At 63.4% G+C, this 21,394-nt stretch carries 24 protein-coding genes; 9 read left to right on the forward strand and 15 right to left on the reverse strand.

What is annotated here, in order from left to right:
• Positions 1-107 precede the first annotated feature (107 nt).
• Positions 108-947, forward strand: a complete 840-nt coding sequence (gene galU / locus GST84_09630) for a UTP--glucose-1-phosphate uridylyltransferase GalU (protein XGB12611.1) — start codon at positions 108-110, stop codon at positions 945-947.
• Positions 948-1,044: 97 nt separating this feature from the next.
• Positions 1,045-2,400 carry a glutathione-disulfide reductase gene (gene gorA / locus GST84_09635; GenBank protein XGB12612.1) on the forward strand — a complete coding sequence of 452 codons (1,356 nt, stop codon included), beginning with the start codon at positions 1,045-1,047 and terminating at the stop codon, positions 2,398-2,400.
• A 112-nt stretch (positions 2,401-2,512) separates the two neighbouring features.
• Here the strand turns inward: gorA and GST84_09640 are convergent, their stop codons facing one another.
• The 6 genes from GST84_09640 to GST84_09665 form a co-directional block, all read right to left on the reverse strand.
• Entirely contained in the window at positions 2,513-3,820 is a 1,308-nt protein-coding gene (locus tag GST84_09640; GenBank protein ID XGB12613.1) for an OmpA family protein, read from the reverse strand.
• Positions 3,821-3,975: 155 nt separating this feature from the next.
• A complete protein-coding gene (locus tag GST84_09645; GenBank protein ID XGB12614.1) occupies positions 3,976-5,124 on the reverse strand; it encodes an ATP-binding cassette domain-containing protein in 1,149 nt (382 codons plus the stop codon).
• A gap of 19 nt (positions 5,125-5,143) precedes the next feature.
• A complete protein-coding gene (locus tag GST84_09650) occupies positions 5,144-5,953 on the reverse strand; it encodes an ABC transporter permease subunit (protein ID XGB12615.1) in 810 nt (269 codons plus the stop codon).
• A 6-nt stretch (positions 5,954-5,959) separates the two neighbouring features.
• The gene (locus GST84_09655) at positions 5,960-6,877 is read right to left on the reverse strand and encodes an ABC transporter permease subunit (GenBank protein XGB12616.1); all 918 of its coding nucleotides are present in this window, start codon (positions 6,875-6,877) and stop codon (positions 5,960-5,962) included.
• A complete protein-coding gene (locus GST84_09660; GenBank protein XGB12617.1) occupies positions 6,874-7,899 on the reverse strand; it encodes an extracellular solute-binding protein in 1,026 nt (341 codons plus the stop codon). The genes GST84_09655 and GST84_09660 overlap by 4 nt, the downstream gene beginning before the upstream one ends.
• Before the next feature lie 330 nt (positions 7,900-8,229).
• Positions 8,230-9,351: a bifunctional 3,4-dihydroxy-2-butanone-4-phosphate synthase/GTP cyclohydrolase II gene (locus GST84_09665; protein ID XGB12618.1), complete on the reverse strand. Its 1,122-nt coding sequence runs from the start codon at positions 9,349-9,351 to the stop codon at positions 8,230-8,232.
• 78 nt (positions 9,352-9,429) lie between these two features.
• On the opposite strand from GST84_09665, the gene GST84_09670 reads away from it, so the two are divergent.
• The gene (locus tag GST84_09670) at positions 9,430-9,723 is read left to right on the forward strand and encodes a DUF1330 domain-containing protein (GenBank protein XGB12619.1); all 294 of its coding nucleotides are present in this window, start codon (positions 9,430-9,432) and stop codon (positions 9,721-9,723) included.
• A 205-nt stretch (positions 9,724-9,928) separates the two neighbouring features.
• Here the strand turns inward: GST84_09670 and GST84_09675 are convergent, their stop codons facing one another.
• Entirely contained in the window at positions 9,929-10,948 is a 1,020-nt protein-coding gene (locus GST84_09675; GenBank protein XGB12620.1) for an alpha/beta hydrolase fold domain-containing protein, read from the reverse strand.
• A gap of 146 nt (positions 10,949-11,094) precedes the next feature.
• On the opposite strand from GST84_09675, the gene GST84_09680 reads away from it, so the two are divergent.
• The 6 genes from GST84_09680 (at position 11,095) to GST84_09705 (ending at position 15,167) form a co-directional block, all read left to right on the forward strand.
• Positions 11,095-11,979 (forward strand): LysR family transcriptional regulator, encoded by an 885-nt coding sequence (locus tag GST84_09680; protein ID XGB12621.1) that lies wholly within the window; start codon positions 11,095-11,097, stop codon positions 11,977-11,979.
• 26 nt (positions 11,980-12,005) lie between these two features.
• Complete coding sequence (locus GST84_09685) at positions 12,006-12,407, forward strand: hypothetical protein (protein XGB12622.1); 402 nt, start codon at positions 12,006-12,008, stop codon at positions 12,405-12,407.
• A 134-nt stretch (positions 12,408-12,541) separates the two neighbouring features.
• The gene (locus tag GST84_09690) at positions 12,542-12,763 is read left to right on the forward strand and encodes an MbtH family NRPS accessory protein (protein XGB12623.1); all 222 of its coding nucleotides are present in this window, start codon (positions 12,542-12,544) and stop codon (positions 12,761-12,763) included.
• The gene (locus GST84_09695; GenBank protein XGB12624.1) at positions 12,760-13,479 is read left to right on the forward strand and encodes an alpha/beta fold hydrolase; all 720 of its coding nucleotides are present in this window, start codon (positions 12,760-12,762) and stop codon (positions 13,477-13,479) included. The genes GST84_09690 and GST84_09695 overlap by 4 nt, the downstream gene beginning before the upstream one ends.
• A gap of 57 nt (positions 13,480-13,536) precedes the next feature.
• Complete coding sequence (locus GST84_09700; protein ID XGB12625.1) at positions 13,537-14,088, forward strand: isochorismatase family protein; 552 nt, start codon at positions 13,537-13,539, stop codon at positions 14,086-14,088.
• A 26-nt stretch (positions 14,089-14,114) separates the two neighbouring features.
• Positions 14,115-15,167 carry a DUF1615 family protein gene (locus GST84_09705; GenBank protein XGB12626.1) on the forward strand — a complete coding sequence of 351 codons (1,053 nt, stop codon included), beginning with the start codon at positions 14,115-14,117 and terminating at the stop codon, positions 15,165-15,167.
• A gap of 173 nt (positions 15,168-15,340) precedes the next feature.
• Here the strand turns inward: GST84_09705 and GST84_09710 are convergent, their stop codons facing one another.
• Genes GST84_09710 through GST84_09745 form a run of 8 tightly spaced genes read right to left on the reverse strand, consistent with a single transcriptional unit; the run spans position 15,341 to position 21,374 of the window.
• Positions 15,341-16,204, reverse strand: a complete 864-nt coding sequence (locus tag GST84_09710; GenBank protein ID XGB12627.1) for a zinc ABC transporter solute-binding protein — start codon at positions 16,202-16,204, stop codon at positions 15,341-15,343.
• Complete coding sequence (locus GST84_09715) at positions 16,201-17,100, reverse strand: iron chelate uptake ABC transporter family permease subunit (GenBank protein ID XGB12628.1); 900 nt, start codon at positions 17,098-17,100, stop codon at positions 16,201-16,203. The genes GST84_09710 and GST84_09715 overlap by 4 nt, the downstream gene beginning before the upstream one ends.
• Positions 17,100-17,846: an ATP-binding cassette domain-containing protein gene (locus GST84_09720; GenBank protein XGB12629.1), complete on the reverse strand. Its 747-nt coding sequence runs from the start codon at positions 17,844-17,846 to the stop codon at positions 17,100-17,102. Before GST84_09720 ends, GST84_09715 begins: the two co-directional genes overlap by 1 nt.
• Positions 17,843-18,745, reverse strand: a complete 903-nt coding sequence (locus GST84_09725; protein ID XGB12630.1) for a zinc ABC transporter solute-binding protein — start codon at positions 18,743-18,745, stop codon at positions 17,843-17,845. The genes GST84_09720 and GST84_09725 overlap by 4 nt, the downstream gene beginning before the upstream one ends.
• Before the next feature lie 16 nt (positions 18,746-18,761).
• Positions 18,762-19,331 carry a hypothetical protein gene (locus GST84_09730; GenBank protein ID XGB12631.1) on the reverse strand — a complete coding sequence of 190 codons (570 nt, stop codon included), beginning with the start codon at positions 19,329-19,331 and terminating at the stop codon, positions 18,762-18,764.
• Positions 19,328-19,648, reverse strand: coding sequence for a hypothetical protein (locus GST84_09735; GenBank protein XGB12632.1), 321 nt, complete (start codon positions 19,646-19,648; stop codon positions 19,328-19,330). The genes GST84_09730 and GST84_09735 overlap by 4 nt, the downstream gene beginning before the upstream one ends.
• Entirely contained in the window at positions 19,645-20,184 is a 540-nt protein-coding gene (locus GST84_09740) for a thiamine pyrophosphate-binding protein (GenBank protein ID XGB12633.1), read from the reverse strand. The genes GST84_09735 and GST84_09740 overlap by 4 nt, the downstream gene beginning before the upstream one ends.
• Positions 20,181-21,374 carry a PepSY domain-containing protein gene (locus GST84_09745; GenBank protein ID XGB12634.1) on the reverse strand — a complete coding sequence of 398 codons (1,194 nt, stop codon included), beginning with the start codon at positions 21,372-21,374 and terminating at the stop codon, positions 20,181-20,183. Before GST84_09745 ends, GST84_09740 begins: the two co-directional genes overlap by 4 nt.
• Positions 21,375-21,394 lie beyond the last annotated feature (20 nt).

Genomic DNA, 21,394 nt, shown 5'->3' on the forward strand with positions numbered 1-21,394 from the left:
GGATATCTCTATGATGGCAATGGTCGTTATCGGGGGCATTGTAAGGTGACCGCCGCCTGATTAGACTGCGCCGAATTCCACAGGCCTAGCCTTTTGTAAGGACGTATATGATCAAAAAATGCTTGTTCCCGGCAGCCGGCTACGGCACTCGCTTCCTGCCTGCTACCAAAGCCATGCCCAAGGAAATGCTGCCGGTGGTCAACAAGCCACTGATCCAGTATGGCGTTGAAGAAGCATTGGATGCTGGTCTGAACGAGATCTCCATCGTTACCGGGCGCGGCAAGCGAGCCCTGGAAGACCACTTCGACATCAGCTACGAGCTGGAGAACCAGATCAAGGGCACCGACAAGGAAAAATACCTGGTCGGTATCCGTCGTCTGCTCGACGAGTGCTCGTTCTCGTACACGCGCCAGACCGAAATGAAAGGTCTCGGCCACGCCATCCTCACTGGCCGCCCACTGATCGGCGACGAGCCGTTCGCGGTGGTGCTGGCGGATGACCTGTGTGTCAACCCGGAAGGTGACGGCGTGCTGACGCAGATGGTCAAGCTGTACAAACAGTACCGCTGCTCGATCGTCGCCATCCAGGAAGTCGACCCGCAGGAAACCAACAAGTATGGTGTGATCGCCGGTGAAATGATCCGCGACGACATTTTTCGTGTGACCAACATGGTCGAAAAACCGGCTCCGGAAGACGCGCCTTCGAACCTGGCGATCATCGGCCGTTACATCCTGACCCCGGATATCTTCGACATCATCGCCAATACCAAACCAGGCAAAGGCGGTGAAATCCAGATCACCGATGCCCTGCTGCAGCAGGCCAAAGATGGCTGCGTGATTGCCTATAAGTTCAAAGGCAAGCGTTTCGACTGCGGTGGTGCCGAAGGCTACATCGACGCGACCAACTTCTGCTTCGAGAACTACTACAAGACTGGCAAGGCTTACTGACAAGCCCTGCTGGCCTCAAAGCCATCCTTCGGGGTGGCTTTTTTGTTTGCTGCGGCCAACGGCGGTATGCTGGACGCCTGCCTAGGAGAGTGAATACATGGCCTTCGATTTTGATCTGTTCGTGATTGGCGCCGGGTCCGGTGGTGTACGCGCAGCGCGTTTTGCTGCCGGTTTTGGCGCCAAAGTGGCAGTGGCTGAAAGCCGCTACCTGGGGGGGACCTGCGTCAACGTCGGTTGTGTGCCGAAAAAGCTGCTGGTGTACGGCGCGCACGTTGCCGATGAGCTGGAGCAGGCCGCGGGTTTCGGCTGGACGTTGGAAGAGGGGCATTTCGACTGGGGTACCCTGATTGCCAACAAGAATCGGGAAATCGAGCGCCTTAACGGCATCTACCGTAACCTGCTGGTCAACAGCGGGGTGACCCTGTTGCAGGGCCACGCGCGTCTGACGGGTGCCAATGAAGTGGAAGTGGACGGTCAGCGCTACACCGCCGAACACATCCTCATCGCTACCGGTGGCTGGCCGCAGGTACCGGACATCCCCGGCAAGGAACTGGCCATCACCTCCAACGAAGCCTTCTACCTCAAGAGCCTGCCGCGCCGCGTGCTGGTGGTGGGCGGGGGGTATATCGCCGTCGAATTTGCCGGCATCTTCCAGGGCCTGGGTGCCGACACCTCACTGCTGTACCGTGGCGACCTGTTCCTGCGCGGCTTCGATGGCTCGGTGCGCACCCACCTGAAGGAAGAGCTGGAAAAGCGCGGCCTAGACTTGCAGTTCAACGCCGACATCCAGCGCATCGACAAGCTTGAAGATGGCCGCCTCAAGGCCACGCTCAAGGACGGCCGCGAGCTGGTAGCCGACTGTGTGTTCTATGCCACTGGCCGGCGCCCGATGCTGGACAATCTGGGCCTGGAAAACACCGGCGTCGAGCTGGATGCGCGCGGCTACATCCGGGTTGATGAGCAGTACCAGACCACCGCGCCCTCGATACTTGCCATTGGCGATGTGATCGGCCGTGTGCAGTTGACTCCAGTGGCCTTGGCTGAAGGCATGGCCGTGGCGCGGCGCCTGTTCAAACCCGAGCAATACCGCCCGGTGGATTACCAGAACATCCCCACGGCGGTGTTCAGCCAGCCGCCAATCGGTACCGTGGGCCTGACCGAAGAGCAGGCGCTGGAGGCCGGGCACAAGGTGCAGGTATTCGAAAGCCGTTTCCGGGCCATGAAGCTGACCCTGACCGACATTCAGGAAAAGACCCTGATGAAGTTGGTGGTGGACGCCGAGACCGACAAGGTGCTGGGCTGCCACATGGTCGGTCCTGACGCTGGCGAGATCATTCAGGGCCTGGGCATTGCGCTTAAAGCCGGTGCGACCAAGCAGCAGTTCGACGAAACCATCGGCGTGCACCCGACGGCGGCTGAAGAGTTCGTGACCATGCGCACAGTCACCCGCTGATAACGCGGAGCCTGCTGTACAGCCTGTAGAAGCAGCCTTGTGCTGCGATGGGGCCCTTGTTCGGGCCTCTTTGCAGCAAAAAGGCTGCTACAGGGATGTGTACAGGGCCGGATCAATACACCCACACTTCGACCCGCCGGTTGCGCAGCCGGCCTTGCTCCAGTTCATTCCCGGCCACTGGCAATTCATCGCCCATCCCGGTCACCTGCATCACCTCCACCCCTCCGCGCGCGAGTTCGCGGCGCACCGCTTGCGCGCGCAGGCGGGAGAGCAGGGCTGCGCGCCCGGGGGTTTCCTTGGGGTCGCCGAACCCAACCAGCACTGCCTTGCCCTGTAGCTTCCCGGCCTGGCGCAGGTACTCTGCCACCCGCTGCACATCGCGCAGGGCCTTGTTGTCCAGGCTGGCGCTTCCTTCCTGGAAACGGAAGTTCACACTCAGGCGCTGCGCTTGCCGGGCCAAGGTACGATAGCGCGGTGGCATGTCACGTTGGGGGGCGACGGACACGGCCTTGACCTGCTGCGAAACGAAACCCTGCTGGGCGATGATCGCCTGGCCGGCCGGGCTCTGAGCGAAATCCGCCAGGGCCTTGGCCTGGGGCTTGGGGTTGGCTGGCAGGTAAAAGTACAGGCGCCGCGAGAGCGGGTAGTCCTCGCTGGCCACCCGTGCGCGCTCCGGCAGCATGGCCGGCGCGTCGCCCTCGGCCACCGCGAGCACCTTGGCCCCGTGTACGGCGGCCAAGCTGCTGAAACCGATGGCCTGGCGGTCGTTACCCACTCGCTCCGCCAGTTCGTCGCTGGACTCGAAGCGCCTGGCTTTGGCCGAAAGCTCGCCGTGCTGAGGTTCCAGCACCAGTGCCTTGAAGGTCTCGAAAGTCCCGGAACGGTCGTCTCGGGCATACAGGTGAATGGCCCCGCCCGGTATGCCCAGTTGTTCCCAGCGCTGAATCTGCCCGGAAAAAATTTGCGCCAGTTGCCGAGTGTTCAGTTGGGGAATTGGGTTGTCGGGGTGGACGAAGACTGCGACGCCGTCGAGGCCGATCACGTGTTCGGCGCCTGCTGCGCGCAGGTCACCCAGCGCCTGCAACTGGCGGACTTCACTGTCGTTGATCGGCCGCGAGGCAGCGGCCAGGTCCGCTTCGCCACGGCCCAGCGCGACAAAGCCGGTGCTTGAGCCGTGGGCGGCAATGTCGATGCGCAAGGGCTGGCCGTGCTCGTCGCGGGCGGTAATCACCCACTCGTTGGCAACCTTGCCCGGCTGTTGTTCGATGGCTGTGGCCTGCTGCGCGCGCAATTGCCCCTGTACCAGCGCCGGCAGCAAGGCCGCGCCGATGGTGTTGGAGCCTTGCACGCGCAGGTGCAGGGGCTCAGCCAAGGTCGCGAGTGGTAGCAGGGTGAGCAGCAAGACAAGCAGGCGGAGCATGCCGGGTGGCCTGTGGCATAGAGTTGGCCGGCAGATTACGACAATGGCGTGATGATAATGTGACGGGGTGTACGCCTCCAATCGTGCAGCGCCTGCCAGGTCGTGCGCCGCGCGGACGGTGCTCGATCTGGCAGGCGCTGCAATGCAGAAGAGCGTTAATGCGCCCCGGCCGACTTGCTCAGGTCACTCTCGGCCCATTCGGTATAAATGCAAGCGTCGGTCACTGCCCAGCGCACCTTCACGTTGTCGCCCGGCTGCATCGGCATGCCCGCCGCCGACAGTGCCTTCACGGTCAACTCGGTACCCCCTGCAGTTACCACGTGGCAGGTCTGGCTTTCACCCAGGAACAGCACTTCACCAACCTTGGCACTGACCTCGTTCCAACCCGCCGGCAGCGGCTCGCGCGTGGCCTGCTCAGCGGTCAGGGCCACGGCTTTTTCCGGGCGCACCATGATCAGTGCATCCTGCGAGGCGGTCAGCCCCGGGGTCAAGCGAATGGCCACTGGCTGGCCTTCGAAGCTGCCCGCGCCGTTGCTGCTGGCCTTGATCCGCAGGAAGTTGGAGTTGCCCAGGAACGATGCGACAAAGGCATTCGGTGGGTTCTGGTACAGGTCGTAACCGGTGCCCAGGCCGACGATCTTGCCGTGGCTGAAAATGGCGATGCGCTGTGACAGGCGCATGGCTTCTTCCTGGTCGTGGGTGACATAGACGATGGTGATGCCCAGGCGGCGATGCAACTGGCGCAGTTCGTCCTGCAGGTCTTCACGCAGTTTCTTGTCCAGCGCGCCGAGCGGCTCGTCCATCAGCAGGATACGTGGTTCGTACACCAGCGCCCGGGCAATCGCCACGCGCTGCTGCTGGCCGCCCGACATTTGCGAGGGTTTGCGGTGGGCGAACTGTTCCAGTTGCACCAGCTTGAGCATGGCGTCGACGCGCTTGGCGGTTTCGGCAGCGCCGAGTTTGCGAATGGCCAGTGGGAAGGCGATGTTGTCACGCACATTCAGGTGCGGGAACAGCGAGTACCGTTGGAACACCATGCCGATGCCACGCTTGTGCGGTGGCACGTTGACCAGCGACTGGCCGTCGACCAGGATCTCGCCGCTGCTCGGTGTTTCGAAGCCGGCCAGCATCGACAGGGTGGTGGACTTGCCCGACCCGCTGGAACCGAGGAAGGTCAGGAACTCGCCGTCCTGGATCTCCAGGTCGAGGTTGTCCACGGCGGTGAAGTCGCCGTAGTGCTTGTTCAGGCCGCGCAGGCTGACCAGGGCCTTGCCGTGCGCGTTGTCTTTGATCACTGCACTCATTGTTGTTATCTCCGCGCGCTCAGGCGTTGGTTTCGGTGCGCCGGCGCAAGGCGGCGGCAATGAACATGACAAGCAGCGACAGGCCAATCAGCAGGGTCGAGGCCACGGCGATCACCGGGCTGAGGTCCTGGCGCAGGGTGGTCCACATCTTCACTGGCAGGGTCTGCAGGTCGGGGCTGGCCATCATCACGCTCAGCACCACTTCATCCCATGACACCAGGAAGGCGAACAGGCCACCGGCGATCATGCCGGGGCGAATGGCCGGGAAGGTCACCTTGAAGATGGCCTGCAGGCGCGAGGCGCCGCAGATCACCGCGGCATCCTCTATCGACTGGTCGAACAGTTTCAGCGAGTTGATGATCGAGATGATGGTGAACGGCAGGGCGACGATCACGTGGCTGACCACGAACGCAAACAGCGTGCCGGTATAGCCAAGCTTGAGGAACAGCGCGTACACCGCCACGGCAATGATCACCAGCGGTACGATCATCGGCATGGTGAAGAGCCCGTATAGCAGCTCGCGGCCCGGGAAGCGGCCACGCACGAGGGCGAACGCGGTGGGCAGGCCCAGCAGCACGGCGGCGACCGTGGTCAGCATGGCCACCTTCAGGCTGGCCAGCGCGGCCTCCATCCACTCCGGGTTGGAAAAGAACTGGCCGTACCACTTGAAGGTCCAGCCCGGTGGCGGGAACACCAGCCACTGTGACGAGCCGAATGACAGCAACACGATGAACACCACCGGCAGCAGCAGGAAGGCCGCGATGACCCCGGTGGTCAGGTACAGGCCCGTACGCAGCGGGCGGCCCATGGCATTGGGAGACAGGAGCATGGCGGTTTACCTCGCGTTGCCAACCGGGGATTCCGGCTGCAGCTTCAGGTACAGGTAGAAGAGCACCAGGGTGATCGCTACCAGGAGTGCGGCGGCAGCGCTGGCCAGGCCCCAGTTGAGGAACGACTGCACCTGCTGGATGATGAATTCGGGCAGCATCATGTTCTGCGCACCCCCCAGCAGCGCCGGGGTGACGTAGTAACCGAGCGACATCACGAACACCATCAGTGCCCCGGAGAACAGCCCCGACCGGCACAGCGGCAGAAACACCTTCCAGAAGTTGGTCCACGGGCTGGCGCCACAGATCGAACCTGCCTGCAGCACCATCGGGTCGATGGCGTGCATGGTCGCCTGCAGTGGCAGCACGATGAACGGGATCATGATGTAGCTCATGCCGATCACCACGCCGGTGAGGTTGTGCACCATTTCCAGCGGGGCATCGATGATGCCCATGGCCATCAACGCCTTGTTGATCACCCCCGAGCCTTGCAGCAGCACCAGCCACGAGTAGGTGCGCGCCAGCAGGCTGGTCCACATCGACAACAGCACGATGTTCAGCAGCCAGCGGCCCCAGCCCTTGGGCACCAGGGTGATCGCCCAGGCCAGCGGGAAGCCCAGCAGCACGCTGATCAGGGTAACCACGCCGGCCACCGAAAAGGTGTTGAACAGCACACGCGCGTAGGCCGAGTTGGCAAACAGCTGCTCGTAATTACCCAGCCCCGGGGTGGGTTCCAGCACCCCGCGCAGCAACAGGCCGATCAGTGGCGCGAAGAAGAACACGCCAAGGAACAGCAGGGCGGGCAGCAGGTTGCGGCTGCCTTTCCAGCGCTGGCTCAGGCTTGCGCGGCGCGGGACGGTGCCTGGGGCGCCGGCACCCGTGGGGGCACCTTGCGCATTGTGCAGGGCGTTGATGGCGACTTTCATTTGACCAACCACTCATTCCAGCGGGCCGCGATGGCTTGACCGTTTTTGGCCCAGTAGGCGAAGTCGAGGGTGACCTGGTCCTGGGCGTAGGCAGTTGGCAGGTTTGGCGCGAGGTCTTTGTCCAGTTTGGCCACGCTGTCGACGTTGACCGGCGCGTAGGCGGTCTTGTTGGCGAATTCGGCCTGGCCTTCGGCGCTGCTGGCGTTGGCCAGGAATTTCATCGCCGCGTCCTTGTTCTTGGCGCCTTTGGGGATGACCAGGAAGTCGGCCATGACCAGGTTCTGCTTCCAGCTCACGCCCACCGGTGCACCGTCTTGCTGCAGGGCGTAGACGCGGCCATTCCAGAACTGGCCGAGCGAAGCTTCACCTGAGGCCAGCAACTGCTGCGACTGGGCGCCACCGCCCCACCAGACGATATCTTTCTTGATGGTGTCGAGCTTCTTGAAGGCGCGGTCCAGGTCCAGCGGGTACAGCTTGTCGGGGGCTACGCCGTCGGCCAGCAGGGCCAGTTCCAGCACGCCTGGGCTGGGCCATTTGTACAGGGCTCGCTTGCCGGGGTAGGTCTTGGTGTCGAACAGCGCGGTCCAGTCCACCGGCTTGTTGGCGCCGAGCTTGCCTTCGTTGTAGCCGAGCACGAAGGAGAAGAAGAATGAGCCGACGCCATGATCGGAGACGAAGCGTGGGTCGATCTTGTCGCGCTTGATCTGGGTGAAGTCGAGGGGTTCGAGCAGGCCTTCGCTGGCGGCACGCAGGGCAAAGTCGGCTTCGACGTCGACCACGTCCCACTGCACGTTACCGCTCTCGACCATGGCTTTGAGCTTGCCGTAGTCGGTGGGGCCGTCTTGCACGACCTTGATGTTCGTGGCTTTGGTAAACGGTACAGCCCACGCTTCTTTCTGGGCGTCCTGGGTCGTACCGCCCCAGCTGACGAAGTTGAGGCTGTCGGCGGCCTGGGCGGCCTGACATGCCAGGGTCAGCAGGCTGGCAGACAGCACTGCGGTTACACGTTTGCTTAACAGCATGGTTACGCCCTCGTTGCTTTTGTTATTCGAGGCGGGGCTTTTGGTGCGCCCGCCAATAGTGTTCGGGGAGCAGCTAAAACAAAGTGTTCTGGTGGCCGTTTTTAATTGTAGATGCCGGCCTGTAGACTCAAGGTCTACGGGATATCATATTATGGTATTCCAAGATTTTGGCAAGAGGTATGGGGCGACCGGCCATCACTCCGCCCTGTCAAAAGCACCAAGGGCCCTGTAGGAGCGGGTTTACCCGCGAATGCGTCGGTGGTGTCACCCTCGCATTCGCGGGTAAGCCCGCTCCTACAGGGCCCCGCTAAATCAATTGCTTGTGTGTTCTCAGCCATCCATCCCCGGGTCGAACGGGATGCTCTGCACCACCTCCAGCTCATAGCCCGCCAGCCCCGCGTATTTCAGCGGTGGCCCCAGGTGACGCAGCTTGCCCACGCCAAGGTCCTGCAGAATCTGCGCCCCGGTACCCACTTCGGAATACACCTTGGACTGGCCACGTTGATAGGGCCGCACAGGGTGGGTCAGTTGTGGCACGCGCTCAAGCAAGGCCTGGGAGGATTCGTGGTTGGCCAGGATCACCACCACGCCAGTACCTTCCTCAGCCACCTTCTGCAGCGCCGCCCACAACGTCCAGTTGGCAGGGCCTGCGTATTCGGCACCCACCAGGTCGCGCAGCGGGTCAATCACATGCACCCGCACCAGGGTCGGTTGTTCGCGGCGAATGTCGCCCATGACCATGGCCATGTGCACGCCTCCTTCGATGCGGTCTTCATAGGTGACCAGGCGGAAGGTGCCATGCACGGTCGGAAGCTCGCGCTCGCCGATGCGTTTAATGGTCTGCTCGGTGCTCAGACGGTAGTGGATCAGGTCGGCGATGGTGCCGATCTTGATGCCATGCCGGGCGGCGAACACCTCCAGATCGGGGCGGCGGGCCATGGTGCCGTCGTCGTTCAGCACTTCAACGATGACCGAGGCCGGGCTGAAACCGGCCAGTCGTGCAAGGTCGCAGCCGGCTTCGGTGTGGCCGGCACGCGTCAGCACGCCGCCTTCGCGGGCGCGCAGGGGGAAGATGTGGCCAGGTTGTACCAGGTCTTCGGGGCGAGCGTTGGGGGCCATGGCCGCTGCCACGGTGCGAGCCCGGTCAGCGGCGGAAATGCCGGTGGTGACCCCGGTGGCCGCCTCGATCGACACGGTGAACGCGGTGCTGAACACGCTACCGTTGGCCGGAACCATCTGCTCCAGGCCCAGGCGCTGGCAGTGATCGTCGGTCAAGGTCAGGCAGATCAGCCCGCGCGCCTCGCGGGCCATGAAGTTGATGGCCTGGGCGTCGCAACGCTCGGCGGCGATCAGCAGGTCGCCTTCGTTTTCCCGGTCCTCGTCATCCACCAGCAGGACCATCTTGCCTTGCCGGTAGTCCTCGAGAAGTTCCTCGATGGTGTTGAAAGCCATGGTGCACGCTCACTGTGGTGGGGTGAATTTTATGGTATACCATCATACACAAATATCGCCGTAACAGGAGAGCAGCACATGAAGGCCTACTGGATCGCCCATGTGGACGTGACCGACCCCGAGCAATACCAGCAGTACACCCAGCGCGCCCCGGCTGCCTTCAAGGCATTCGGCGGTCGCTTCCTGGCCCGTGGCGGGCGCAGCGAGGCGATGGAAGGGAGGGCTACACCTCAGCGTAGCGTGGTGATCGAGTTCGATTCGTACGCGCAGGCCGTCGCCTGTTACCGCTCCGCGCTGTACCAAGAGGCATGCAGCCATCGCCAAGGAGTGGCGAAGGCTGAGGTGATCATTGTGGAAGGGTTTGAGCCCTGAGCAGGATTTGCCGGCCCTTTCGCGGGTAAACCCGCTCCTACACAGGCCACCACAAAATTTGACGGTTGTGGTGGCCTGTGTAGGAGCGGGTTTACCCGCGAAAGGGCCGGACCTGCCGCACCGATGGCAGATTCATTGAAGCCTGCGGGCCGTTTCCGCAAATAGAAGCAAAAGACCCGCCCAGGCGGGTCTTTTGCTCATCGCCTCACTGCAGATGCACTTTAAGTTCGTTGCCCGCCTGCCGCAGCGCCGCCTTTACTGCCGGCACTTGGCTCAACGGGTTGAGCAGCCCATAGTCATGAATCATTCCGTTGTAGCGCACCGAGGTTACTGTCACGCCCGCCGCATTCAACTTGCGGGCATACGCCTCACCTTCATCCCGAAGCACATCGAACTCAGCCGTTTGCACCAGGGCCGGTGGCAAGCCCTTCAGCTGTTCGGCGGACGCCCGCAGCGGCGAGGCGTAAATCTGCGCCCGTGCCTTTGCATCAAGGGTGTAGTTGTTCCAGAACCACTTCATCATCCCGGTGGTCAGGAAGTGTCCTTCGGCAAACTGCTTGTACGACGCTGTCTCGAAGCTGGCATCGGTCACCGGCCACAGCAGCAACTGGAAGCGCAGGGCAGGGGTGCCGGCTTCTTTGGCCTTGAGTGCAACCACCGCCGCCATGTTGCCGCCAACGCTGTTGCCGGCTACAGCCAGGCGCTTGCCATCCACGCCGATCTCCTTGCCATGCTCGGCCACCCAGCGGGTCGCGGCGTACGCCTGGTTGATCGCCGTCGGGTAGTGCGCTTCTGGTGACGGGGTGTAGTCCACATAGACCGCCACTGCACCCGAGCCGACCACCAGGTCGCGGATCAGTCGCTGGTGGGTCGGGAAGTCGCCCAGCACCCAACCGCCGCCGTGGAAGAACATGAACACCGGCAGATCACCTTTGACATTGGTCGGGCGTACCACTTGCAGCTTGATCGACTGGCCGTTGGCCTCAATGGTGCGTTCCTTCACTTCGATGCCTGAGAGGTCGACCTTGACCGAGGCTTGGGCGCCGGTCAGTACTGCGCGGGCGTCGTTCGGGGTGAGCTGTTCCAGCGGCTTGCCACCCCCTTTCTCCAGGGCTTCGAGGAAGGCCTGGGTGTGTTGTTCGACACCTGGGCTGCCTGCGGCGAAGGCACTGGAAACGGACAGGGCCAGGAGGGAGGTGGTGAGGGCTTTGTGGACAATGTTCATGAGCGAATCCTTTTCTGTACAAGTGTTGGTAGTGGGCGTCTTGCCTGGCCTGTGGGGCCATCGCTGCGACTTGTGCGTAGATTAGGCAGATGCACTCGTGGGAAAAAGCCGCTATAAAGTGTTTGACTGTCAGCAAGAGCGAGACAATGAACCCTTACGAAGACATGCGGATCTTTGCCCAGGTGATGGAGGCCGGCAGTTTCACTGCTGCCGCCGACCGTCTGGGCATGTCCAAGCAATCGGTCAGCCGGCGCCTGATGCAGCTTGAAGAGCGCCTGGGCGTGCGTCTGCTCAACCGCTCCACCCGGCGCCTCGATGCCACGCCACTGGGGCAGCACTACTACCAGTCGGCCCTGCGCTTGCTGGGTGAAGTGCAGCAGGTCGAGCACGACATCAGCGGTCAGGCCCAGGTCCTGCGCGGCACCTTGCGCCTCAGTGCGCCGCTGTCGTTTGCCATGGCGCACCTGGGCTGCCTGCTGACCGAGTTTCTGCAACTGCACCCCCAGGTCGATGTGGAGGTAGACCTGAGCGACCGCGCCGTGGACCTGATTGGTGAAGGCTATGATCTGGCGCTGCGGATTGGTGCACTGGAGGACTCCAGCCTGATCGCCCGGCGTATCGCCAGTGTCGAGCGCGTCTACTGTGCAAGCCCGGCGTATTTGCAAGCACGGGGAGTGCCGGAAAAACCGGATGAGCTCGCCGCACATGACTGCCTGCCCTATGGCCATTCGCGGCAGGTGCAGTGGCAGTTCCACAAAGGTGGTAAAGCCCAGGCAATTCAGGTGACCGGGCGCATGCGGGCGAACAATGGCGAGTTGCTGCGGGGCGCTGCGATTGCCGGGATGGGGGTTACTTACCTGCCGACCTTTATCGTTGGGCAGGCGTTGGCGGAGGGGCAACTGGTGACGGTTCTGGATGGGTGGCGCCCGCCCGCGCTGCAGCTGTCGGCGGTGTATCCGCAGCACCGGCAGGTGGCGCGGCCGGTGCAGGGTTTTGTCAGCTTCCTGCGTGCGCGGCTGGCGCAGCTCTGACCGTCGGTACAGGCTATGCTTGCCCTATGAGTACCCCTGTTCCTTTACGCCAACCTTGCCCCCCTGGCGCCTGCGACTGCGGCCGCGAACAGCTGGCCGACCATCCGCAGGCGGCCCAGCGTATCCTCCTGCTGACCCGGCAGGAGGAAAAACGCCTGCTCGAACGCCTGGAAAACCTGAAGGATCTGGAAGACCTCCAACGTCTGCAGCAGCGCCTGTACGAAAACCTCGGCATCCGCGTGCACATCACCCCCGGTTACAACGAGGTACGGACCATGCGCGGCATCGTCATCGAACTGGACGACCAGCCCGGGCTGTGCCGCAAGACCCGGCAGTCTATCCCGGCGGCGATCCGGCGCGGGCTGGAGCGTAATCCGCAGGTTGCGTTCCGATTGCTCGATACGCACGACCTGTTGCGTGATACCTGAGCGTTGATACCGGGACCGGCCGCGCCCGCATGGGAGCGAGTCAATTCCGTTAATTTTTACACCGCTTGCTACGTCTACTTGAAAGCCACTTTGCGCCAGGCGCGCAGCGGCATCATCATTAAAGGAGACAGGCAATGACTTCCGTTTTCGACCGCGACGATATCCAGTTCCAGGTAGTGGTCAACCACGAAGAGCAGTACTCGATCTGGCCCGACTACAAAGCCATCCCCAACGGCTGGCGAGCCGTGGGCAAAAGCGGCCTGAAGAAGGACTGCCTGGCCTACATCGATGAAGTCTGGACCGACATGCGCCCGCTGAGCCTGCGCCAGAAAATGGCCGAAGCTGCCGCCCAGTGACCGTGCTGAACCTGCTGTGCCTGCCGTACTCCGGGGCCAGCGCCATGGTCTACAGCCGCTGGCGGCGCAAGCTGCCGGCCTGGTTGCAGGTGCGCCCGGTAGAGTTGCCCGGGCGGGGTGCGCGCATGGGCGAGTCGCTGCACACCGACATGCAAGGTCTGGCCCGGCAACTGGCCAGCGAGCAGCGGCTGGCGGCAAGTGCTCCTTATGCGCTGCTCGGCCACAGCCTGGGTGCACTGCTGGCCTTCGAGCTGGCCCATGAGCTGCAGGCGTTGGGCTGCCCGGCGCCGCTGGCCTTGTTCGCCTGCGGCACCGCTGCACCTACCCGGCGTGAAGACTACGACGGCAACAACTGGCGCGAGCCCAAGAGCGACGCTGAGCTGATCAGCGAGTTGCGCGAGCTGCAGGGCACGCCTGAGGAAGTATTGGCCAACGCGGAGCTGATGAGCCTGACCTTGCCGACCTTGCGTGCCGATTTTCTGTTGTGCGGCACTTATACATACCGCCAGCGACCGGCGTTGCAGTGCCCCCTGCATGTGCTGGGTGGCGTGGATGACCGGGCCAGTGATGAGCAACTGCGGGCATGGCGCAATGAAACCCACGGCGCGTTCTCGCTGCAGATGTTCCCAGGTGGCCATTTCTTCATCCATGAGCAGGAAGACCGTGTGCTCGCTGCGCTGACCGCGTCACTGCAGCCGCTTCGGCTGTCCGCCTGATTGACGTCACCGCTTGCTTGGGGGAGGCTAGGGTTTTTCCCAGGCAAGAGGCAGGCAATGCTGATCGATCCACTCAAGGCCACGCTGCTGGTCGTCGACATCCAGGAAAAACTCATCGGTGCCATGAGCGATCCCGAAGGCACTCGGGCACGGGCCCGCTGGTTGCTGGCGGCGACTGCCGAGCTGGCGCTGCCGACAGTGATTTCCGAGCAGTACCCCAAAGGCCTGGGCCATACCCTGGCTGAACTGCTGGCCGCAGCCCCGACAGCCGACGTGGTGGAGAAAAGTCACTTTTCCTGCGTGGCCGCCGAGTGCCTGCCAGCCAGCGTGATGGCGCGCGATCAAGTGATCGTCTGCGGCATGGAAACCCATGTTTGCGTGCTGCAAACCGTGCTTGGCCTGCTGGCGCTGGGCAAGCAAGTGTTCGTGGTCGAGGATGCCTGCGACAGCCGCACCCCGGCCAGCAAGGCCGCAGGCCTGGCGCGCATGCGTGCCGCCGGCGCGCAGGTGGTGACCCGCGAGATGGTGTTGTTCGAATTGATGGGCAGTGCCGGGCACCCGCAGTTTCGCCACATCAGCAAAACCTATCTGGTCGGTGAACAGCCCTGAACGGCCGGTTACTGGCCATTTCGGTGATGGCCCTGGTGCTGTTGCAAGGCTGTGCCGGGCGCCGCGAAGAAGCGCCCGAAGCGGACCCGGCGAAAGTCCGTGCGCAGCTGTTGCGGCTGTTACCCGCCCAGGTCAAGGACCGCGAGGGTTGGGCCAAGGATATCCAGGCAGCCTTCGAAGCCCAGCGCATAGCGCCCAGTAAAAGCAACCTGTGCGCAGTGCTGGCGGTGACCGAACAGGAGTCGACCTTCACTGCGGACCCGCAGGTGCCCAACCTTGGGCGTATCGCGCGCCAGGAGATCGACCGCCGCGCTGCGCGCCTGCATATTCCCAAACTGCTGGTCGACGGTGCGCTGAAGACGCCGTCGGGCAACGGCAAGAGCTACCAGCAGCGGTTGCAGACGGTGCGCAGCGAAAAGCAGTTGAGTGAACTGTACGACGAAGTCGTTGCACGCCTGCCGCTGGGCAAGACCTTGCTGGGCGGGCTGAATCCGGTGCACACCGGCGGGCCGATGCAGGTCAGCATCGACTTTGCCGAAAAGCATGCAAGGGATTACCCCTACAGCCATGAAGGCACGATTCGCCAGGAAGTGTTCAGCCGGCGCGGCGGCATGTATTTCGGTATTGCCCACCTGTTGGGCTACCCGGCCAACTACGAGCGTCAGCTTTACCGGTTTGCCGACTTCAACGCGGGCTGGTACGCCAGCCGCAATGCGGCATTCCAGGCGGCATTGAGCAAGGTCACGGGGGTGAAGTTGGCACTGGACGGCGACCTGGTGGCGCCGGGGGCGATCATGCCGGGAAGCACCGAGCTGGCCGCGCGCAAGCTGGGGGTGAAGCTGGGGCTGCGTAACCCGCAGATCCGAAGCCAGTTGGAGGAGGGTGACAGCCTGGCGTTCGAAGACAGCAAGCTGTACAGCGGGGTGTTTGCCCTGGCGGATGCCAAAGTCGGCAAACCGGTGCCCCGCGCAGTGCTACCGGGCATCGAGCTGAAGAGCCCGAAGATTACCCGCAAGCTGACCACGGCCTGGTTTGCCGGGCGGGTGGATGAGCGCTATCAGCGGTGCATGAAGCGTTAGTCATGTGTTGCCTCTGCCGGCCTCTTCGCGGGTAAACCCGCTCCCACAGGGTTAGCACTGACCATGAGGTCAGTGCAGTACCTCAAGGCCTTTGCAGGGATACCATTGGCTCGGAAGGCAGTGAGGTCCCTGTGGGAGCGGGTTTACCCGCGAAGAGGCCGGCGCAGGCACCATCAGCTTTCGCCCAATGCCCCCACCACCTGGTCGACACTGGCCTTCAACCCTGCAAACGCATCGTCAGGGTCACTCTCCACCACCACCAGCTTGGCTCCGGCTGCCTTGATCACTTCGGCCACCGCCGCGTCCGGCTGGCGGTGGTCCAGCACCAACGCGACATCCTGCGCTTTAAGATTTTCCTCCAACGCCTTGAGCGCGGCAGCATCCCACTCGGCCGGCAGCGGCTGCTCCACCACGTCCAGATTCAACCCGCTGGCGAGGTAACCCAGCCGGTCGGACAGGCTCACCACAGTCAGGTTGTCGACCTTGGCCAGGCGTGTCTGGCTGCTGGCCGAAAGCTCCAGCAACTGGCGTTTGAGGCCCGCCAGGTTGCCCTGGATCTTCGCTTTGTCACTTGGGGCCAGGCGCTCCAGATCGTTGGCCACCACATCGGCCATACGCCCCAGGTTGGTCGGGTTGAGCCAGGGGTAGGCGCCATAGGCGTCATCACCCGAGACCGCAATCCCTGGCAGCGCACCGTCCACCGGCCGTGCGGCATCGATTTCGACGATGCGGATGTTGCTGCGCCGGGCCATTGGGTACAGCGGGTCGTCTCGCCAGATCGAACGCACGCCGATCACCGCGTCGGCCTGCTGTGCGGCTTTCTCCAGGCTGGCGCCACCGCGCCCGCTGAAGTACGACGGCTGGCGGCTGGCCGGCAGGTTGGCCGGCGCCGCACGTTTTAGCTGTACTGCAGTGCCGTCGAGCAGGGCGCTGGCCAGGCTGTGGGTGACGGGCAGGGTTGTCAGCACTTGCGTGGCGAAAGACAGTGACGGCAGGCCGGCCAGTGCCAGCGCCAGGGTCAGGTGTTTGAAGTTCATGCCGGGTTTCCTTGCAGGCGGGGAACGAGGGCGCGGGCCAGGGCGGCCAGGGCAAAGCAGATGCCGGCGACCAGGATGATCGCGGCCCCTGAGGGTACTGGCAGGTCGAAAACGATCGGCAGCAGGATGCCGAACAGGGTGCTGATGGTGGCAATCAGCACCGACAGGAAGAAAAAGCCCTTGAGCGACTGGCTGACCAGGCGAGCGGCGGCGGCCGGGATGACCAGCAGCGCACCGACCAGGATGGCCCCGATCACCTTTACCGCAGCCACGGTCACCAACGTGACCAGCACCACGAACAGATAGTCCAGGGTCTTTACCGCTACCCCGCGCACAGCCGCCAGCTGCGGGTTGAAACTGGCCAGCATGATGCGGTTGTACAGCGGCAGGGCCAAGGCCAGTACCAGCACCGCGACGATGCCCAGCACAAGCAGGTCCTGGGCGCTAACGGTCAGCACCGAGCCGAACAGTACGTTCTCGAGGATGTGCACGTTGATCTTGCCCGCCAGCATCAGCAGCAGGCTGGCGCCCAGCGCCAGCGACACCGACAGGAACACGCCAATCAGTGTGTCCGGTGACAGCCCGGTGCGGTTGCGCAGGAAGTTGAGCAGGATGCCGAACAGCAGGCAGTAGCCGAAGAGGCTGCCGTAAGGGCCGGTATAGGGCTCACCCAGCAGGATACCGATGGCCACGCCGGTCAGCGCCGCATGGCCGACCGCTTCGGAGAAGAAGGCAAACCGCTTGACCACCACCAAGGTGCCCAGGCCGCCTAGCACCGGGCCGATCATCAGGCCGGCCAACAGGGCGTTGACCACGAAGCCGTAGGCCAGCGCCTCGGGCAGATAGCCGGCAGTGGCCCAGTCCTGGACCGTTTGGCGAAAGAATTCAAAACTCATCAGGCAAGGCTCTCGCTACGCGGGTGAACGGAGAACAGGCCAAGCAGGCGCTCCGGGGTCAGGGCTTGGGCAGGCGGCGCATCGAACAGCACCTGGCGGTTAAGGCCTGTTACCCGGTCCGCCAGACGCAACACGGCTTCCAGGTCATGCTCGATCCACAGAACGGTAGTGCCGGCCTGGCGCCAGCCCTGCAATAACTGTTCGAACACCTGGATACCGGCTTCATCGAGGGCCGACATCGGCTCGTCCAGCACCAGCAACTGCGGCTCGGGGATCAGGCCTTGGGCCAGCAGCACGCGCTGGCGCTCACCGCCGGACAGTGCACCCATGCGCCGCGTGCGCTTGTCGAGCATGCCAACCTGAACCAAGGCTGCATCAATGGCTGGCTTCACGCGCCGCGACAGGCCGAGGAAGGCCGGGCGGCGCTGGCACATGGCGGCCATGAAGTCGTCCACGGTCATTGGCAGGCCGCGGTCGAACTCCAGTGCTTGCGGCACGTAGCCAATCACTTCGCGCTCACCTGGCCAATGCAGGGTCAGCTGGCCCTGGTGTGGCATCTGCCCGAGCAGGGTCTTGATCAACGAGCTCTTGCCGCCGCCGTTGGGGCCGACGATGGCGTGCACGCTGCCTGCTGCCACGCTGAAACTGACCTGTTCGAGGATGCGTGTGCGGCCCAAGGTCAGGTCGATGCCGGCGAATTCGATGCGCGGCCCGCAGGCTGTCACCAGCTTGGCGGCAGCGGTCATGCGCGGTTCTCCTGAATGGCGCGGACTACCGTGTCGAGGTTGCGCTTCATTTCCACCTCGTACTTGTCCTTGGTGTAATCGCCGTAGGAGATATGCGTCAACGGATACAGGCGCACGCCGGACTCACGCTGAATGGTTTCGACATAGGCCGACGGGAAGTCCATTTCCGAGAAGATCACCCGCACGTCCAGTGCCTTGAGCTGGTCGATGGTCTTTTTCAGCTGTGCCGGGCTGGGCTCGATGCCATGGGCAGGCTCGACGACGGCCGTCACCTCTAGACCGAAGTCGCGCACCAGGTAGTCATAGGCAGCATGGATGGTGGCGACCCGGAACGTTGCGCCAGGGGCTTCGGTGACCTTGGCCAGGGCGTCGGCACGCAGGGCGCGCAGGCGCTTGGCGTAGGCACGGGCGTTTTGCGTGTAAAGCCTGGCGTTGTCCGGGTCGAGTTTGCCCAGTTCACGGGCGATGTTGTTCACCTGGGCGATGGTGGTGCTGATCGACAGGAAGGTGTGCGGGTTGACCACCTTGCCGGCACCGCGCGCGGCAATGCCGGTGGCCGCCAGCAACGGCACGTTCTGATTGGCTTCGATAGTGGCGATGTCGGGCTTTTCGCTGGTGGCGATCATGCGGTCTGCGAAATCGTCATGGCCAACACCGTTGAGCACCACCACGTCCAGGGTGCCGATGCGCTTGATGTCCTCGGCCCGCGGCTCGTAGGCGTGCGGGTTGAAGCCCGCCGGAATCAGGGGAACCACCTCGGCCTTGTCGCCGACAATATTGCTCACGTAGCTGTAGTAGGGGTGCAGGGTGATGCCGATACGCAGCGGCTTGCTGTTATCGGCCAGGGCCAGTGCCGGCAGGGCAAGGGCCAGGAGCAGGGCGAGGGCGGAGCGAAACATGGGCGAGTCCTTGGGTTCAGTGACGGTGTTCGCGGGTGACCCCGGCGTCGTAGTGGCTGACCACTTGTTGCCAGCCAGCGGCGATCAGGGCGGCCTGGCCGAGGTCGTCCGGGATCACGGCGGCGCTGTCGCGGCGCAGCCAGACATCGGCTTGGCCTGAACTGTCGGGTGGCAGGATCAGCAGCAGGCTGCCGGCAATTTCCGGGGCCTGGCTGCGGCCCAGGTAAGCGCCGGGTTCCAGCCATGACCATTGGTGGCCGCCACGGCTCTGGCTGCCGGCGTCGACCACGAACGGCGGCAGGCCTTCTTCGGCCAGGGTTTGTACGCTGGGGGCGACGGCGTTTTCTTCGCGCAGTAGCTGGATCTCGTCGAAGGCCACCCACAGGTCGGTGTACAGGCCTTGCTCGGCAGCGGTGAGGTCGCGGCGAGCGTCGATCTGGTGGCTGGCGATGGCCTGTTCGTCCTCGCGCTCACCGCGCAGCAGTACCACGCTGGCGGCGAGCACCACGATAAGCAGGCTTGCCAGCAGCACGTACAGGGTTTCGTGCCCGGCACCGGCCGGGCGAATGATTTGGGCGCGGCTCATGGCTGGGCGATATCGGCGTAGTCCACTTCCACCACGTGCCCGGGGCCAGCATCGAACAGCACGTAGAATTCGCCGTCCGGGCGCTTGAAGGTCAGCGTCGAGTCGTCGCCAAGCTTGCCGCCGACCAGCACCTCTTCGTCATATCCGATCACATCCAGGGTCACCCCGGGGGCACCGCTGCCGTCCGAGAAACCACCGGTACACTTGACCTGGCCGCTGGCCAGTTCTTCGCATTCGCACATCGGGTTGTGCGCCAGCGCAGGGCCGGCGGCCAGTACCAGGACGGGCAACGCCAGCGTGCGCATCAGGTGATTCATTTGTTTTCTCCTTGTTTCTCGAGCCATGCCACAGTGGCTGGCGATGCCTTGGTCAGGGGGATTGACGCCTGGTGCAGGGTGCCGTCCCAGCCTTCCAGGGTGATCCAGATGTGCGCGTCGGGTTTGGTGCGCGGTGGGATCGGCAACGAGGTACCCATGCTGTACGGTGCACCGAAGAAAAGGGTGCCGGCGGCGCGCAGGCTGCGTGGCTTGCCGATGCGCAGGTAGGCTGCCTTGACGTCCTTTATGCAGGCCTTGCACAGCGATGCATTGAACGATTTGAAGTAGCCGGCCGGGCCGTCGGCGCGTGGCGCCTCGTCACGCAGTTCGGCAAGGTCGAGGCTGTAGGGGCCGACCTGAATGTCACTGATCAGGTTGGCGCCAAGGCCAGCGTCACCGCGAAACAACCTGGCGTCGGCGAAGTATTTGGGCATGAAGCCCAGCGGAATCAGGATCAGCAGAATGTTCAGGTGAAAACGCCACTTCAGCCAAAGCTGCTTCAGCCGGCTGGTGGGCAGGGCCTTGGCCTGGCTCATGTGTGGGCCTCCACGGTGGTTTCACTGCGTAACGCACGCGGTGCGCGCTCGGTGCGCTTGAGGGCTGCGGCCGTGGCCTGGGCGGTGCGTTTGGTCCAGATCAGCAGGCCGCTGAGCACCATCAGGGTGAGGATCAGGCCGAAGAAGAACCACACCAGCTTGATCGGCAAGCCGCCAAAGTCGCCGGTGTGCAGCGGGCGCATGGACTCGGTGACGAACTCCAGGGCCGAGCGGTCGCTGATCAGGAACTGGCTGTCGACATCGCGTGTGTACGGATTCACCGAAGCACTCTGGAACATCAACGGGTACCAGCCCGGGCCTGACAGCGTGACGTGGCTGTAGGCGGTGGCGGGGAGCGAGATGGCGCTCACTTCCAGCCCTGGGATCGCCTGTCTGGCAAGGCGTGCCGCTTCATCCAGATCGATGCGCGAGGCGGGGCTGCCATCTGGCGTTTGTGGCACCTGTTCACGGGCGATCACTGGCACGTTGGGCCGGCTGGAAAGGGTGATGTGGTTGTCGGACAGGATCGCCTGGATCAGGAACCACGTGCCGGTGACGGAAATGACCGCAATGAACCAGATTGACCACACCCCGGACAGACGGTGCAGGTCACCCCAGAAAATCCGCGACCCGTGGCCGGTGCGTACAGGTTTGAAGAAGCCCTTCCAGAACTTTTTGTAAACCACCAGGCCGGTGACCAGCGAGGCCAGCATCGGCAGGCCGAGCAGCGAGACCAGGTACCAGCCCCAGCTGAAACCGTTGGTGAATGGCACCAGCCACCAGCCGTGCAGGGCGCGGGTGAAGGCTTCGAAGTTGAAGTCCGGGGTCTTGCCCTGAATGGTTCCGGTATAGGGGTTTACATACAGCGTCGGGCTGGTTCCATCAGGCAGGGTGACATTGGCTTTTACCGCGAAGTGCGAACCATCCGGCTGGCTCAGGCGCTCCACCACCATGTCCGGCTCGGCCTTGTTCAAGGCCTCCAGTACCTGCTGAAAGCTCATGCGCTCGGTGTCCGCGTCTGGCTTGTTGGCGCGCACAGCCGGATCGGCGAGCCAGACGATCTCCTGGCTGACCACGGCGAGCATGCCGGTGAAGCAGACGATCAGGACAAAGAACCAGATCGGCAAGGCGAGCCAGCTGTGGACCAGGAACCACAGCCTGGATTTGGATATTTTTGGTGATTGGGCCATCAGACGGTCTTCTGCCATGG

The sequence above is a fragment of the Pseudomonas putida genome (assembly GCA_041879295.1).
Taxonomy (GTDB): Bacteria; Pseudomonadota; Gammaproteobacteria; order Pseudomonadales; family Pseudomonadaceae; genus Aquipseudomonas; species Aquipseudomonas putida_Y.